The 15,726-nt window shown below is 37.1% G+C and carries 13 protein-coding genes; 12 read left to right on the top strand and 1 reads right to left on the bottom strand.

Annotated elements, in window-relative coordinates; translation table 11 throughout:
- Positions 1-91: 91 nt before the first annotated feature.
- From ACJ2A9_RS07265 to ACJ2A9_RS07220, 10 genes are all read left to right on the top strand, one after another.
- Positions 92-790 (top strand): DUF2225 domain-containing protein, encoded by a 699-nt coding sequence (locus tag ACJ2A9_RS07265; RefSeq protein ID WP_441420947.1) that lies wholly within the window; start codon positions 92-94, stop codon positions 788-790.
- 138 nt (positions 791-928) lie between these two features.
- A complete protein-coding gene (locus tag ACJ2A9_RS07260; protein ID WP_441420946.1) occupies positions 929-2,467 on the top strand; it encodes a GNAT family N-acetyltransferase in 1,539 nt (512 codons plus the stop codon).
- Between the two features lie 119 nt (positions 2,468-2,586).
- A complete protein-coding gene (locus ACJ2A9_RS07255) occupies positions 2,587-3,087 on the top strand; it encodes a FixH family protein (RefSeq protein ID WP_441420945.1) in 501 nt (166 codons plus the stop codon).
- Between the two features lie 128 nt (positions 3,088-3,215).
- On the top strand, positions 3,216-4,709 hold the full coding sequence (gene glpK, locus ACJ2A9_RS07250; protein WP_441420944.1) for a glycerol kinase GlpK: 1,494 nt from the start codon (positions 3,216-3,218) through the stop codon (positions 4,707-4,709).
- 180 nt (positions 4,710-4,889) lie between these two features.
- The gene (locus ACJ2A9_RS07245) at positions 4,890-6,548 is read left to right on the top strand and encodes a glycerol-3-phosphate dehydrogenase/oxidase (RefSeq protein ID WP_441420943.1); all 1,659 of its coding nucleotides are present in this window, start codon (positions 4,890-4,892) and stop codon (positions 6,546-6,548) included.
- Between the two features lie 157 nt (positions 6,549-6,705).
- Positions 6,706-8,442, top strand: a complete 1,737-nt coding sequence (locus ACJ2A9_RS07240) for a phospho-sugar mutase (RefSeq protein WP_441420942.1) — start codon at positions 6,706-6,708, stop codon at positions 8,440-8,442.
- Between the two features lie 210 nt (positions 8,443-8,652).
- Entirely contained in the window at positions 8,653-8,829 is a 177-nt protein-coding gene (locus ACJ2A9_RS07235; protein WP_441420941.1) for an aspartyl-phosphate phosphatase Spo0E family protein, read from the top strand.
- A 173-nt stretch (positions 8,830-9,002) separates the two neighbouring features.
- Positions 9,003-9,152, top strand: coding sequence for a hypothetical protein (locus tag ACJ2A9_RS07230; protein WP_441420940.1), 150 nt, complete (start codon positions 9,003-9,005; stop codon positions 9,150-9,152).
- A gap of 242 nt (positions 9,153-9,394) precedes the next feature.
- Entirely contained in the window at positions 9,395-10,807 is a 1,413-nt protein-coding gene (locus tag ACJ2A9_RS07225) for a SpoVR family protein (protein ID WP_441420939.1), read from the top strand.
- A 180-nt stretch (positions 10,808-10,987) separates the two neighbouring features.
- Positions 10,988-11,464 carry a hypothetical protein gene (locus tag ACJ2A9_RS07220; RefSeq protein ID WP_441420938.1) on the top strand — a complete coding sequence of 159 codons (477 nt, stop codon included), beginning with the start codon at positions 10,988-10,990 and terminating at the stop codon, positions 11,462-11,464.
- 157 nt (positions 11,465-11,621) lie between these two features.
- Here the strand turns inward: ACJ2A9_RS07220 and ACJ2A9_RS07215 are convergent, their stop codons facing one another.
- The gene (locus ACJ2A9_RS07215; RefSeq protein WP_441420937.1) at positions 11,622-12,413 is read right to left on the bottom strand and encodes an enoyl-CoA hydratase; all 792 of its coding nucleotides are present in this window, start codon (positions 12,411-12,413) and stop codon (positions 11,622-11,624) included.
- Positions 12,414-12,819: 406 nt separating this feature from the next.
- On the opposite strand from ACJ2A9_RS07215, the gene ACJ2A9_RS07210 reads away from it, so the two are divergent.
- Both ACJ2A9_RS07210 and ACJ2A9_RS07205 read left to right on the top strand, forming a co-directional pair.
- Positions 12,820-13,962: an acyl-CoA dehydrogenase gene (locus ACJ2A9_RS07210; protein ID WP_441420936.1), complete on the top strand. Its 1,143-nt coding sequence runs from the start codon at positions 12,820-12,822 to the stop codon at positions 13,960-13,962.
- Between the two features lie 96 nt (positions 13,963-14,058).
- Positions 14,059-15,708, top strand: coding sequence for an AMP-binding protein (locus ACJ2A9_RS07205; protein WP_441420935.1), 1,650 nt, complete (start codon positions 14,059-14,061; stop codon positions 15,706-15,708).
- Positions 15,709-15,726: the final 18 nt, after the last annotated feature.

Genomic DNA, 15,726 nt, shown 5'->3' with positions numbered 1-15,726 from the left:
AGATGAATTTTGGAGTTTTTTGTGAGATGTTAGCAAAAACCACCTTCTTGTACTACAATAGAACTAGAAGTATTAAGGGGGTTATATAGCTATGACTAAAGAAGTGCATCCATATTATGATAAAAGCATTCGTTGTCAGGCGTGTAATGAAACATATACAACGAAAAGATTGCGTTCACGGTTTGTAAAAGTAGAAAAGATTGATACTGATTTTTTTACTGTTTATAAAGACGGCCGATATAACCCTCTTTTTTATGAGGTATGCGTTTGCCCTCATTGCGGCTATTCTTTTGCTGAAACGTTTTCAAATAAGTTCCCATCAGGAACATTAGATCGAATTAAGTCTCAAATTAGTGGTAACTGGAAAACACAGGACTTTGGTGGAGTGAGAAACATTGATGAGGCAATTAGTACATATAAATTGGGGATACTGTCCGGAAAACTGAAAGATGAGAAGAGTATTGTGATCGCTGGACTTTGTTTACGTTTGGCCTGGCTCTATCGGATGAAAGAAAATGAGGAGCAAGAGAGGAGGTTTTTACGCTTTGCGGTTAAGGAGTATGAGCAGGCGAATCTCCTTTCAGAATATATAGGCACTACTTTATCAGAAATGAAGATCTTCTATTTAATTGGTGAACTGTATCGGCGCTTAAAAAACTATGAAACTTCGATTCAGTTTTTTTCAAAGGTAATCAGTCATAAAAATCGGGCACTAGAACCGAAAACTGTTGAAATGGCAAGGGAACAATGGTATATGACAAGAGAAGAAGGGAAAAAGGAAATAGTCTAGAAATGTTATAAAGATTTTGGGTCGATTCAGCTTTGTTGTGGAATACAATCATTATTAGTAAAATAATTCATAGTTGTAATTAGATTTACAAAAACTAATATATAAGAATAATTAAATCGTTATAAAGGGAATGATTGTATGCCAAAGATTGATGTATCAAAATTTGAAAAACCAATTGAACTCAGACAAATAGAAAGAGAAGATTTTCAGGAAATTATTGAGTTGCAACGACTGTGTTTTCCTTATATGGAACCATGGAAGCTGGAGCATTTAGAGAGCCATATCGATCATTTTCCTGAGGGACAATTTTGTGTAGAGTATGATGGAAAAATTATCGGTTCATGCTCAAGCTTAATTATCAATTTTGATGAGTATGATGACCAGCATACATGGGATGAAATTACAGATAATGGATATATTACGAATCATGATCCTGAAGGGTATAATCTTTACGGGATGGAAGTGATGGTTCATCCAAAATATCGAAGAATGAAAATTGGTCACAGGCTTTATGAAGCCAGAAAGCAATTAGCAAGGGAGCTTAATTTAAAAAGTATTATTATTGGCGGAAGAATACCAAACTATTATCAATATCAAAAGGAAATGAACCCTAGGCAATATGTTGAAGAGGTAACAAAGCACAATATTTACGATCCTGTCTTAACTTTTCAAATCATGAATGGGTTCACTCTTAAACGGGTCAATAAAAATTATTTGCCTGATGACGCAGCATCAATGCAATTTGCCACATTAATGGAATGGAACAATATTGACTATCAAACAAAGACGAAGCGTCATTTCAAGACATCTTTCCCTGTTCGTATTTGTGTGATCCAATACAAAATGAAAAAGATCGATTCATTTTCTGATTTTGCCAAGCAGTGTGAGTATTATACCGATGTTGCAGCAAGCTATGGATCTGATTTTGCTGTGTTCCCAGAGATCTTTACAACTCAGCTTTTATCTTTTCTTGATGAAAAGAGTCCAAGTCAAGCGATCCGTAAACTAACTAAATTTACTGAGGAGTATATTACTTTATTTACGGAGCTGGCAGTAAAATATAATATTAATATTATCGGCGGTTCACATTTTGTGGAAGAAGGTCATGAAATCTATAATATTGCCTACTTATTCAGACGTGACGGAACGATTGAAAAACAATACAAAATCCACATAACGCCTAATGAACGCAAATGGTGGGGGATTAGTGGTGGCGATAAAGTAGAAGTATTTGATACCGATTGCGGAAAAATAGCGATTCAAATTTGCTATGATATTGAGTTTCCGGAATTGGGTAGAATTGCAACGGAAAAAGGAGCGAATATTATTTTTACACCATTCTGTACGGATGACAGACAAGGTTACTTACGCGTAAGATATTGTGCCCAAGCGAGAGCGATTGAAAATCAAGTGTATGTCGTACTTGCTGGAACAGTTGGTAACTTACCTGAGGTGGCAAATATGGATATTCAATATGCTCAATCAGCCATCTTTACACCTTCTGATTTTACTTTCCCTCGCGAAGGAATTGAAGCTGAATGTAATGCCAATATCGAAACCGTGGCCGTCGGTGATGTTGACTTAGAAATTTTACGAAGACACCGTAAATCAGGCAATGTAACACAGTTAAAAGATCGCCGTAAAGATATATTTGAAATCATCGAAAAGAATAAATAAAAAATGAGCAAAAGCACTTATTAGTAAAGCAATACTAATGAGTGCTTTTTATTATATTCAAGGTTTATCTTCCACCTTTTGTGACAATGATAGATGTTATGAAAAAGGGGTAGATAAATATGTATCTTGAAAGAAAACAAGTACTGAATAATCGTTATATTTTGGTTTTATTGCTCATTTACTTTGCTACAGTTATTTCATTAAACATCTATACACGAGAATCTATTGTTACAAATTGGACGATGAATGTTGTAGAAATGGAACAAGTAGTTAACTCTGGTGAAACGACGGTGATTCAGTTGTTTTTAACGGATGAATTAGGAGAGCCAATACATGATGCTAATGTTAGTTTGATTCTCGATATGCCTGAAATGGTTCACCACATTGAAAAGAAGCTGTCTTATGTTGAAGATGGTTTATATCAAACCGAAACGGTACTCTCAATGGGGGGAACTTGGATTGGAATGATCGAAGCAAAACAAGGAAGTAATGTATATTATAATCAATTTGTCTTGCATGCAAATGGTCCATTGGTTTCGAAAAATCTGCGTGATCCAACCGATCATATTCATCTGGATCAAAATTTACCAGCATGGGTGCAAATGCAGTATGCGTATTAGTTAATTAAAGTTAATAGTTAAAAGTGTAGGCGACATGATTTGTTGTCTACTTTTTTTATTTTTGAATAGGATTTTATCAGTTGGAATTGAATAGTAACAGTAAAACAAATGAATGCGGGGGAGTTTGTATGGGACAAAAATATATTCTATCTTTAGACCAGGGGACAACGAGTTCAAGAGCGATTCTTTTTAATAAAAATGGGGAGATTGTTGACATTGCACAAAAAGAATTCAATCAAATCTTCCCTCAGCCTGGCTGGGTTGAGCATAATGCCAATGAAATATGGGGAACGATACAAGCTGTAATTGCAGAATTACTTACTAAAATAAATGTATCTGCGAAAGAAATTGCAGGAATTGGGATCACCAATCAGCGGGAAACAACGGTTGTTTGGGATAAGAACACTGGAAATCCGGTATATCATGCAATTGTTTGGCAATCAAGGCAAACAGCGGCAATCTGTGAGGAGTTAAAAGCAAGCGGATATGAAGAGACCGTTCGTAATAAAACAGGGTTATTAATAGATGCGTATTTCTCAGGAACAAAGGTAAAATGGATTTTGGACAATGTAGAAGGGGCCAGGGAAAAAGCTGAAAAAGGTGATTTGCTGTTTGGAACAATTGATACTTGGATAATTTGGAAGCTTTCTGGCGGTAAGGTCCATATTACCGATTATTCCAATGCTTCAAGGACATTACTGTACAATATTTATGAGTTGAAGTGGGATGATGAACTGCTTCAAATGTTGCAAATCCCTAAAGCGATGCTTCCAGAAGTCAGGCCTTCCTCAGAAGTATACGGAACCACTGCTTCACAATTTTTCTTTGGAGAAGAAATTCCGATTGCTGGAGCTGCCGGTGACCAACAGGCTGCATTGTTTGGGCAGGCTTGCTTTCAAGAAGGTATGGCCAAGAACACATATGGAACAGGGTGCTTTATGTTAATGAATACAGGGAAGACACCGGTGAGGTCACGACATGGTTTGTTAACGACAATTGCTTGGGGGATTGACGGAGAGGTTATGTATGCTCTTGAGGGGAGTATTTTTGTAGCCGGCTCAGCCATTCAATGGCTAAGAGACGGACTACGGATGTTTAAATCAGCGGGTGATAGTGAAGTCTATGCGAACAGGGTAGAGTCTACTGAAGGTGTATATGTTGTTCCCGCGTTTGTAGGTTTAGGTACACCTTATTGGGATAGTGAAGTTCGAGGAGCGATGTTTGGTCTTACGAGGGGTACGACGAAAGAACATCTGATTCGTGCCACACTTGAATCGCTTGCATATCAGACGAAGGATGTTGTGAAAGCAATGGAAGCAGATGCAAAGATCGACCTAAAAAGGCTGCGCGTAGATGGCGGTGCTGTAGAAAATAACTTTCTGATGCAATTTCAAAGCGATATGTTAGGCGCAACTGTTGACAGGCCTCTTATTAATGAAACAACGGCTTTAGGTGCTGCGTATTTAGCTGGGTTAGCGGTTGGATTTTGGAGCAATAAGGAGACCATCTCAAAACAATGGAAAATTGACCAAAGCTTTACTGTTATGATGAATGAGGAAAAACGAAAGGAATTATATACTGGATGGAAAAAAGCGGTGGAGGCGGCAATGAATTTTAAGTAGGGAAGTAAGATTGATACGAAGCTTTCATAAATTCGTAGTTGCTGCATACAATGATTAAAAAATAATTTTAGAACGGATATAGAAAAGACGACAACGTAGTATAAATCTTGTTTTTTGATTTATAAAGATGTTGTCGTCTTTTTTGTCTTTCTTTCCCAAACTAGAACGGGATGTGATATTGTGGCAAAGCCATTTTCAAGCTTATACCGCTTTATTACCTTAGAGCAAATGACGCAGGGACAGGTAGACGTATTAGTGATCGGCGGCGGGATTACTGGAGCAGGGATTGCATTAGATGCCCAAGTCCGTGGGTTAAATACGGCTCTTGTAGAAATGCAAGATTTTGGTGCAGGTACTTCAAGTCGTTCCACGAAGTTAATTCATGGTGGTTTGCGATATTTAAAGCAGCTTGAATTAAAATTGGTAGCAGAGGTCGGAAAAGAAAGAGCAATTGTCTATGAAAATGCCCCTCATGTAACAACTCCATTATGGATGTTGCTGCCAATTATTGAGGGAGGTACATTTGGGAGACTTGCGACGTCACTGGGACTTAAAGTGTATGATTATTTAGCAGGTGTCAAAAAGAACGAGCGACGCAAAATGCTGAATACTTATGAAACAATAGTAAAAGAACCGTTGCTTCGTAAGGAAGGGATAAAAGGTGCTGGATTTTATGTGGAATACCGTACTGATGATGCGAGGTTAACGATTGAAACAATCAAGGAGGCAGTTGCAAGAGGAGCCAAAGCGGTGAACTATGCCAAAGTAGAAGGATTACTATATAAAAATGGCCAAGTGATTGGAGCGAAGGTTGTTGATCAATTGACGAAAAAAGAATATAAAATTAAGGCAAAAAAAATTGTTAATGCTGCCGGCCCTTGGGTTGATACATTTCGTGAAATGGATGGCTCAAAAAAAGGGAAATATCTTCATCTGACAAAAGGAGTTCACCTTGTTGTCGATCAAGATCGATTCCCATTAAAACAGGCGGTATATTTTGATACCCATGATGGTCGCATGGTGTTTGCCATACCGCGAGATGGTAAAACTTATATAGGGACAACAGATACATTTTATGAAGATGATCTTGTTTACCCTCGAATGACAACGGATGATCGTGATTATATTATTACTGCAGTCAATCATATGTTTCCTTCAGTAAAATTAACTGTATTTGACATTGAGTCAAGCTGGTCTGGGCTAAGACCATTAATCCATGAGGAAGGAAAGAGCGCTTCAGAAATTTCACGAAAGGATGAAATCTTTCATTCCGACTCAGGGCTGCTTTCAATTGCTGGCGGGAAATTAACAGGATATCGAAAAATGGCTGAGCGGGTTGTTAATGTTGTTGCCAAAGAATTGGGAAATTCAATACCATGTACAACTGAAAAAATACGACTTTCAGGTGGAACTATCGGTGATTCAAGAAATTTAGGAGCATTTGTGAAAGAGAAAGCAAATGAAGGTGTAGATCTTGGCTTAACACAACAAGAAGCGGAAAAGGTAGCAAAGCTTTACGGTACAAATGTAAACCGTATCTATGAAATTATTCGCAGCAAAGGGAATGAGGCAGAGCGTTATCAGCTTTCAAAGGCAGTCTATGCGATGCTAGTTTATGGCATTGAATCAGAAATGGTGGCAACCCCGAGTGATTTCTTTCATCGACGTACTGGGGCAACATTTTTCAATATACAATGGGTGAGGCTATGGAAAGAACCAGTCATCACTTTTATGAAGAACAAAATGAATTGGAGTGATCGAGAAACAAGGACACACCGTCAAATGTTAGAAGCTGAGATACAGTATGCAACCGTTCCTTTAGATGAAGCTGAGTTGTGAAAAGAAGATTTTTGTCGAAGAATCGATAAATGCACTTGAATGAAAATAAAACAGTGTTGAGTGAAAATAAAACAGGCTTGAGTGAAAAAAATGGTGGGTTTATCGAAAATATATGAATGTTCAATGAAAATAAACCCGTTTCTAGGGAGTGAAAACGATGAATTGGAAAAATAAATATGAGCGTTGGAACACTTTTGCCGGGTTAGATCCTGAATTAAGGGATATGCTCAACCGAATGAAAAATGATGAACGAGCAATCGAAGACTGTTTTTATAAAAATTTGGAATTTGGTACAGGCGGAATGCGTGGTGAACTAGGACCAGGGACAAACCGTATGAATAGATACACAATCAGAAAAGCGACTGAAGGACTGGCAAACTACATTGCTGCCAATGGAGAAGAAGCGAAACAGAGAGGTGTTGTCATTGCTTACGATCCTCGTCATAAGTCACCACAATTTGCATTAGAGGCTGCGTTAACATTAGGAAAGCATGGGATTAAAACCTATGTATTTAACGAATTGCGGCCTACTCCAGTATTATCGTTTGCTGTTCGCTATTTAAACACCTTTAGTGGTATTGTTATCACCGCTAGTCACAATCCGCCTGAGTATAATGGCTATAAAGTTTATGGCTCTGATGGTGGACAAATGCCACCGGGGGTTGCTAATAAAGTAATTACAAAGGTAAATAAAATCGATGATGAGTTAACGATTAAAATCTCAAACCAAAAGGAGCTTGAAAAGAAGGGACTGCTGCAATTTATCGGGGAGGAAGTTGACAGAGCTTATCAGGAGCAATTAAAAACGATCATCGAAAACCCCGGAATCATTCATAAGCTCGCTGATAAAGTGAACATTGTATTTACTCCGTTACATGGGACAGCTAGTGATCCGCTAAGAAAAGGTTTACAGGGGGTTGGATTTAAGCACATTGAAATCGTCAAGGAACAAGAGAAGCCAGATCCCAATTTTTCGACAGTTGCATCCCCTAATCCAGAAGAGCATGCAGCCTTTTCGTTAGCTATCAAGTATGGAAAGAAAGTTGATGCGGATCTTCTTATTGGAACAGATCCTGATGCAGATCGTGTTGGTATCGCTGTGAAAAATAGACAAGGCGAGTATATTGTTCTTTCAGGGAACCAAACTGGAGCACTTTTATTAGAGTACATATTGTCGCAAAAGAGTAAAAAGGGTACTCTTCCTAAAAATGGTGTTGTCATGAAAACAATTGTAACTTCAGAGCTTGGAAGAGAAATTGCGGGATCGTATGGGATTGAAACGATCAACACGTTAACAGGGTTTAAATTTATTGGAGAGAAAATAAATGAATTTGAAGCCAGTGGTCAATATACATTCTTGTTTGGTTACGAAGAAAGTTATGGTTATTTAATAGGTGATTTTGTTCGTGATAAAGATGCGATCCAAGCAAGTCTTATCGCATCAGAATTAGCTGCATTCTATAAGTCTAAAGGATTAACGATATATGATGGTTTATTAAATGTTTTCAAAAAGTATGGGTACTATCAGGAAGGCCTTGAATCGCTTACATTAAAAGGAAAAGCAGGGATTGAGAAAATAGATTCGATATTAACACAGTTTCGAAAAACTCCACTTACCGAGCTTTGCGGGAAAAAAGTGGAACTGATGGAAGACTATCAACAAAGGCTAAGGCTGAATGTAACAAATGGAAAGGAAGAAGTAATTCAGCTCCCAAAGGCTAATGTGATTAAGTATATACTTGAAGATGGAACGTGGTTTTGTATTCGGCCGTCAGGAACGGAACCAAAAGTGAAGTTTTACTTTGGAGTGAAAAGAGACTCATTGGAAGCTAGTCATCACTTTCTGGAAAAAGTAACGAATGAACTGATGGATAAGGTGAAGAAGATGATGTAATCATTTAACAGCTGGTTAGCTACCGGTTGTTTTTTTCTGGGAAAAATGAATCATAAAAAACTGTGTCTATAATCACAGCAATACGACTTGCTAATTGATAAAATTTAGGAGAATTTACTGAATTAAGTAATTGCAAGAGGAGTTGTTTTTTTGTAACATAGATATAAGAGATTAGTAATCTATTAAATTATATTCAAGTGAGTGTGAAGGATGATAACTGTAAATCGTGAAGAAATAGAAAGTAAAAGGCTTGAAATGATGGAAGTAGCCAAAGTACATGGTTTTACGTCTGAAAAAACAATTAAATGCAGTCAAGAGTTAGACATTCTGTTAAACCATTATAATAACCTGATCTTAATTGAAACAAGAAAATATGGAAATAGCTAAGTTAGCCATTTGTTAAATTAAGCCAATGGTTAATTTTTTTTTTTTTTTTTTTTTGTGTGTGTGAAAAGAAAAATATATTTAAATTTTATTAACACAAAAACCCAAAACTGTTATATAATAAATTTAATAATAACGAACTGTTATAAAACAATGTGGTGAAGGGGAGAGTAGGGATGAGTTTAATGGATAAGTATAAAACGGCATGGAAATATTATTTAAACGGTTGTGAAAAGCATGGGATTGATTGTAAAATTGATTTCTTGCAATTTATTAAAAGCATGACAGATGAGCAAGTTGATATGATGTTGCAAAATATAAAATAAGAGAATGAAGGTGTTTTAGAAATGAATGATGATGCTGGTGTCCTAGTTTGAAAGCGTCTGTTGTCCTCGTGAAGGAAACAGACGCTTTTTTGATGCCTTTCATCATTTCTTTAGATGTTTCATAATTCGTTAATGTCCCAGTTTTTTGCAGTGAAAAGATTGAAAAGTATATTTTCCTCTCATCATTTGTCTATGTCCTTCATAAATTTAATAATAAGAACAGATATGAAGGGTGATGAACAATGAATATCGAGGAACAGAAGCAGATTGAGTATGCGATAGAAGAAATTACGGAAATAGCCGTCGGTTTTGGACTTGACTTTTACCCAATGAGATATGAAATTTGCCCTGCAGAAATCATTTATACATTTGGTGCATATGGAATGCCGACCCGCTTTTCCCATTGGAGCTTTGGAAAACAATTTCATAAGATGAAACTCCAATATGATTTAGGCTTGAGCAAAATTTATGAATTAGTGATTAACTCTGATCCTTGCTATGCTTTTCTCTTGGATAGTAACAGTCTTATTCAAAACAAATTAATTATTGCCCATGTTCTCGCGCATTGTGATTTCTTCAAAAATAATGTCCGTTTTTCGAATACAAGGCGTGATATGGTTGAAAGCATGACTGCTACTGCTGAACGTATTTCTAAATACGAACTAATATATGGTAAGGAAGAGGTTGAAGAGTTCCTTGATGCCGTATTATCTATCCAGGAACATATTGATCCTAGTCTAGTTCGGCCTAAATTAACGTGGAGTATAACGGAAGAGGAAGAAGAGGAGTTACGTAAAAGAGCAACTCCATATGATGATTTATGGAAGCTCGACGAAAAGAAAACAGAAGAAACGAAAATGAAAAAGAAAAAGAAGTTCCCGCCTCAACCCGAAAAGGATATTCTTCTATTTATTGAAGAGTATAGCCGTGAGCTAGAACCTTGGCAACGTGATATTTTGACAATGATGCGTGAGGAAATGTTGTATTTTTGGCCGCAATTAGAAACAAAGATCATGAACGAGGGTTGGGCAAGTTATTGGCATCAGCGTATTCTTAGAGAAATGGATTTAACATCGGATGAAACGATTGAATTTGCCAAGCTGAATGCAGGTGTTGTTCAACCATCAAAAACATCGATTAATCCGTATTATCTAGGTTTAAAAATATTTGAGGATATTGAAGAGCGTTATAATAATCCAACAAAGGAAATGCAAGAACGCCAAGGTGTTCAACCGAATAGCGGCCGTGAAAAAATCTTTGAAGTTCGAGAAATAGAATCAGATATTTCCTTCTTACGCAATTATTTAACAAAAGACCTAGTAATGAGAGAAGACATGTATTTGTTCCAAAAGCAAGGACGCGATTATAAAATCGTCGATAAGGAATGGGAGAATGTCCGTGATCAATTAGTAAGTATGCGTGTAAATGGAGGATTTCCATACATTTATGTAACTGATGGTGACTACCTAAAGAATGGAGAACTGTATCTGACACATTCTTTTGAAGGAATTGAATTAGATGTCCAATATTTAGAAAAGGTTCTTCCATATATTTATCAGCTTTGGGGAAGATCTGTTCATTTAGAATCAATGATTGGCGATAAGAAAGTTGTCTTTATTTATGATGGGAAAAAAGTACATCGAAGATATTTATAAAAAATAGGAAAAAGGAAGCGAACATCATTTTGGTGTTTGCTTCTTTTTTCTTTATTTTAGAGCTAGTTTATCTATCTTTTTGAAAAACTAAAATTGTAAATAAAATGGAAATTGAGTGGTATACTAATTTGGAAAATAACAGAACAATGGTGATCGATGTTTGTACAGTAGGTGGAAATGATGAAGAAAAATAAGATCGAGGTATTATTATGGAGTATAGCATTACCAGGTTTCGGACAAATGTTAAACGGGCATGTAGTGAAAGGGGGCGTATTAATTTTACTGGAAATTATCATTAATGTTTGTGCGAATTTTAACGCTGTAATTATGTTGAGCTTTCTTGGAGAGATTGATAAAGCGATTGAATTGACTAATTTTCAATGGCTTATGTTCTATCCATGTCTTTATATGTTTTCGATTTGGGATGCTTATAAAGAGGCTTCTGACGATACAAAACCGTATTTATTTTTACCTTTTGTTTTTGCGGCTTACTTCATTACAGTAGGCCTCGTCTATTCAAGTACAGTTAAAATATTTGGTGTTCTATTAGGACCTGTTTGGCTTCCAATGTTAATGGTAATTCCCGGTTTAATTACAGGTTTTGTGATTCGTTCGATCTTAGTTAGGTTTCAACCAACATTAACTGAAAACTCATAAAAAGTCCTGAAGCAAGAATAGGTCTTCAGGAAAGCAACTGCTTGTGAAGCTCCCTTGAGCTTTGCGACGAGGAATTTCGCTACGAAGCATTTCGTGTAGACACAGGAGCAAGGTCGCTGCTCCTGCGATTACTCGTCGCTTGCGCTTTTCGAGAGTATTAACAACCTTTCCATTCAGGTTTACGTTTTTCTATAAATGCACACATTCCTTCAGATGCATCAACGGCTGCAGCATTCATTGACATGACCTGTTTTGTATAGGCGTACGCTAAGTTTTGTTGCATTTCAATCTGTTGATAAAATGATTGTTTTCCAACTCCTACTGTATACGAGCTTGCTTGAGATATTTTAGTTGCAAGAAGCTTTGTCTCTTCTTCAAGCTGGTTTGCCGGAACCGCTTTATTAATGAGACCTGCAGCAACTGCGTCTTCAGCAGACAGGGAATCCCCAGTTAAGAGCATCTCCATTGCTTTTTTGCGTCCGACAGCTCTACTTAAAGCGACCATTGGTGTTGAACAGAACAGACCAATTTTTACTCCTGGAGTAGCAAATGTTGATTCTTCACTAGCGATGGCCAAGTCACAAGTTGCTACGAGTTGACAGCCGGCTGCAGTAGCAATTCCATGAACTTGGGCAATGACTGGCTGTGGGATCGATTGTATGGTTTCCATCATTTTAATACATGTATCAAATAGTTGTTGATAGAAGACAGGTGTTTCATTAAGCATCTCTTTAAGATCATGACCTGCACAGAAAGCAGGACCATTTCCTCGTAAGATGACCACTGAGATTTCTTTGCTCTTCCCTATTGTAAAGAAGCACTCAGTAAGCTCCTCCATATGTTCTTGCGATAATGCATTTCGCTTGTTTGGGCGATTCATGGTAACGTAGGCGATCGGGGTCTCAACCTCTAATGTAATATGTTTAAATTGCAGTACTTTTGTATCCACTTTGTTACTCCTCCTTATTATTTGAAAGAATAGTCAGTCTATTTAGCATATTTCGAGGTTAATTCAGAAAACTCCTTTAAATATTTTTTGTATAGGCTTTCGACACAACTCTATTAAACTAAATAGATTTCATCAAAAGAATTGCATCATTTTGATGTTAAAGAATGAAATAGAGGGAAAAATGTAGATAGTTGTCATTGAATTCTAAATTATCTAAATTTTTATAAAAAACCTTTGCATTTTTGAATTTTTTTACTATAATGGTAAAAGAGAATATTTTAAAAAATCTGAGCGGTAGTTCAGAGTTATTTCAATAATAAAAAAACTAGAATTGTGATATTGAATGGCGTTTAAAATGAAAACCCTTTCATGCACATTTCCAAATATCGTTAAGGGGGAAGGGAAAATGAATTTTGAATTAACAAAAGAACAACAAATGATTAAGGAAATGGTAAGAGATTTTGCGCAAAATGAGATTGCACCTCGCGCGGAGGAGTTAGATCGTACCGGTGAATTTCCAACTGATATATTTAAGAAAATGGGCGAGTTAGGGCTAATGGGAATTCCATTTCCTGAAGAATACGGTGGGTCTGGCGGAGACACAATTTCCTACGCTTTAGCTGTAGAGGAAATTGGCCGTGCGTGCGGTGGTACAGGGTTAAGTTATGCGGCTGCAGTTTCACTGGGAGCAAGCCCGATTTATAATTTTGGTACTGAAGAACAAAAACAAGAATACTTAGTTCCTATGGCGTCAGGAAAGACGTTAGGTGCTTTTGGTTTGACAGAACCGAACGCTGGTTCAGATGCAGCTGGAACACAAACAAAGGCAGTATTAGATGGTGATGAGTGGGTTATCAATGGCGAGAAATGCTGGATTACAAATGCTGAGTATTCAAAACAGGTTGTTTGTACAGCGGTGACGGGAAAAGATGAGCGCGGCAAAAATAACATCTCTGCAATCATTGTTCCAACAAATACGCCTGGTTTTACGATTAATAGTAACTATGAAAAAATGGGTTTAAATGCTTCTAATACTTGTGAGTTAATTTTAGAAGATGTTAGAGTTCCGAAAGAAAACCTGCTTGGAGATCCGCAAAAGGGATTTGGTCAATTTTTACATACTCTTGATGGGGGAAGAATTTCAATTGCTGCTTTGGCAGTAGGAATTGCACAATCCGCTTTTGACAAAGCATTAGCTTATTCGAAAGAACGTAAGCAGTTTGGACAATCGATTTCAAAATTCCAGGCTATTCAATTTAAATTAGCTGATATGGCAATGGAAATTGAATTAGCGAGAAATATGGTGCATAAGGCAGCTTGGTTGAAGGATAATAATAAGCCTTTTAAGAAAGAAGCGGCATTTGCAAAATTATTTGCATCTGAAAGAGGTATGCAAATTTGTAATCAGGCGATTCAAATCCATGGTGGCTATGGATATATGAAAGAGTATCATGTAGAGCGTCATTTGCGTGATGCAAAATTACTAGAAATTGGTGAAGGTACTTCTGAAGTACAACGTATTGTAATTGCTAGACAATTAGGTTGTTAATAAAATAGATAGATAGAGAGAAATAAAGTATATGGATGAGTGGGGTTGTAACCGTGTAACGCTTTTTTAAAAAATTGATCAAGGGGGATTTTTTTAATGGCAGAAGCAATGAATATTTCTGTGGGAAAACTACTTGAGGATGTTGCGGCAAAACAACCAAACGCAGATGCACTTGTCTATCCTGATCGAGGACTGCGATACTCATATAAGGAATTTAACGAATTGTGTCGAAATGTTGCAAAAGGATTTATGAGCTTAGGTGTTGAAGTAGGAGAACATATGGCAATATGGGCAACGAATCGTCCAGAGTGGGTTACTTCTCAATTTGCTACAGGAAAGATGGGAGCCGTACTTGTAACAGTCAACACAAACTATCGAACTGCAGAGCTCGAATATCTATTAAAACAATCTGATACAACGACATTAATCTTAATGGAAGAGTTCCGTGGTGCTTCGTACATTGAAATGCTTTATGAAATTGTTCCGGAATTAAAAACATCACAACCTGGAAATTTAAAGTCAGAAAAGCTGCCGTACTTGAAAAATGTCATTGTTCTTGGCGAAAACCGCTATCCAGGCATGTATCATTGGTCAGATATTCTAGCGTTAAAAGATAATGTTTCTGATGTAGAACTAGATCAGCGGCTGAATTCTCTAAACCCTGATGATCCAATAAATATGCAATATACATCTGGAACAACTGGATTTCCAAAAGGTGTTATGCTTACACATAACAACCTTGTAAATAATGCTATCAATATTGCAGAATGTATGGAATTAACTGCAAATGATCGTATGTGTATCCCAGTTCCATTTTTCCATTGTTTTGGGTGTGTAATTGGAACACTCACAGCTGTTTCGGTTGGAGCGGCAATGGTTCCAGTACAAGAATTTAATGTTAAGCAAGTTCTTGAAGCGGTTGCTCAAGAAAAATGCACAGTTCTGCATGGTGTACCGACAATGTTTATTGCTGAATTAAATGATCCAAATTTTGATAGTTATGATTTATCTTCATTAAGAACAGGGGTAATGGCTGGATCGAATTGTCCGATTGAGGTTATGAAAGCGGTTGTAGAAAAGATGGGAATGACCGAGATTACCATTTGTTATGGTCAAACAGAATCGTCTCCTGTTATTACGCAATCAAGAACAAATGACCCAATCGAATTACGAGTATCGACGGTTGGAAGAGCTCTTCCGAACGTTGAAGTGAAAATTGTTGATCCTGCGACGAATGAAGAAGTGGCTAATGGTGTTCAAGGGGAATTATGTACTCGTGGTTATCATGTTATGAAAGGCTATTATAAAAACCCTGAGGCGACAGCTAAAGCCATTGATCAAGATGGCTGGCTGCATACAGGTGACCTTGCTGTTATGGATGAAAACGGTTATTGTCGTATCACTGGAAGATTAAAAGATATGATCATTCGCGGTGGGGAAAATGTCTATCCACGTGAAATCGAAGAATTCCTCTACCAGCATCCAAAGGTTTTAGATGTACAGGTCGTTGGAATTCCAGATGAGAAGTTCGGTGAGGAAGTAATGGCTTGGATTCAGTTGAAGGAAGGACAGACTGCTACAACTGAAGAAATCAGAGAATTTTGCTTAGGCAAAATAGCGAGGTATAAAGTACCGCGTTATATTGAATTCTGTGAGGGGTATCCAATGACTGCATCCGGGAAGATTCAGAAGTTTAAGCTTAGAGAATTGGCAGTGGAAAAAATTCAATCCTCAAATGTAAATTAAGCAGGAAGTGATGATCCG

Origin of the sequence: Anaerobacillus sp. MEB173 (genome assembly GCF_052119505.1) — a bacterium.
In the GTDB taxonomy this organism is placed as follows: domain Bacteria; phylum Bacillota; class Bacilli; order Bacillales; family JBJMAU01; genus JBJMAU01.
The sequence above is the reverse complement of the archived record's forward strand: the minus strand, read 5'-3'. Positions and strand labels throughout refer to the sequence as shown.

Excerpts from the sequence above, each read along its gene's own strand:
- ACJ2A9_RS07265 (WP_441420947.1), top strand. The coding sequence starts at position 92 with ATGACTAAAGAAGTGCATCCATATTATGATAAAAGCATTCGTTGTCAG.
- ACJ2A9_RS07260 (WP_441420946.1), top strand. The coding sequence starts at position 929 with ATGCCAAAGATTGATGTATCAAAATTTGAAAAACCAATTGAACTCAGA.
- ACJ2A9_RS07255 (WP_441420945.1), top strand. The coding sequence starts at position 2,587 with ATGTATCTTGAAAGAAAACAAGTACTGAATAATCGTTATATTTTGGTT.
- glpK (WP_441420944.1), top strand. The coding sequence starts at position 3,216 with ATGGGACAAAAATATATTCTATCTTTAGACCAGGGGACAACGAGTTCA.
- ACJ2A9_RS07240 (WP_441420942.1), top strand. The coding sequence starts at position 6,706 with ATGAATTGGAAAAATAAATATGAGCGTTGGAACACTTTTGCCGGGTTA.
- ACJ2A9_RS07235 (WP_441420941.1), top strand. The coding sequence starts at position 8,653 with ATGATAACTGTAAATCGTGAAGAAATAGAAAGTAAAAGGCTTGAAATG.
- ACJ2A9_RS07230 (WP_441420940.1), top strand. The coding sequence starts at position 9,003 with ATGAGTTTAATGGATAAGTATAAAACGGCATGGAAATATTATTTAAAC.
- ACJ2A9_RS07225 (WP_441420939.1), top strand. The coding sequence starts at position 9,395 with ATGAATATCGAGGAACAGAAGCAGATTGAGTATGCGATAGAAGAAATT.
- ACJ2A9_RS07220 (WP_441420938.1), top strand. The coding sequence starts at position 10,988 with ATGAAGAAAAATAAGATCGAGGTATTATTATGGAGTATAGCATTACCA.
- ACJ2A9_RS07210 (WP_441420936.1), top strand. The coding sequence starts at position 12,820 with ATGAATTTTGAATTAACAAAAGAACAACAAATGATTAAGGAAATGGTA.
- ACJ2A9_RS07205 (WP_441420935.1), top strand. The coding sequence starts at position 14,059 with ATGGCAGAAGCAATGAATATTTCTGTGGGAAAACTACTTGAGGATGTT.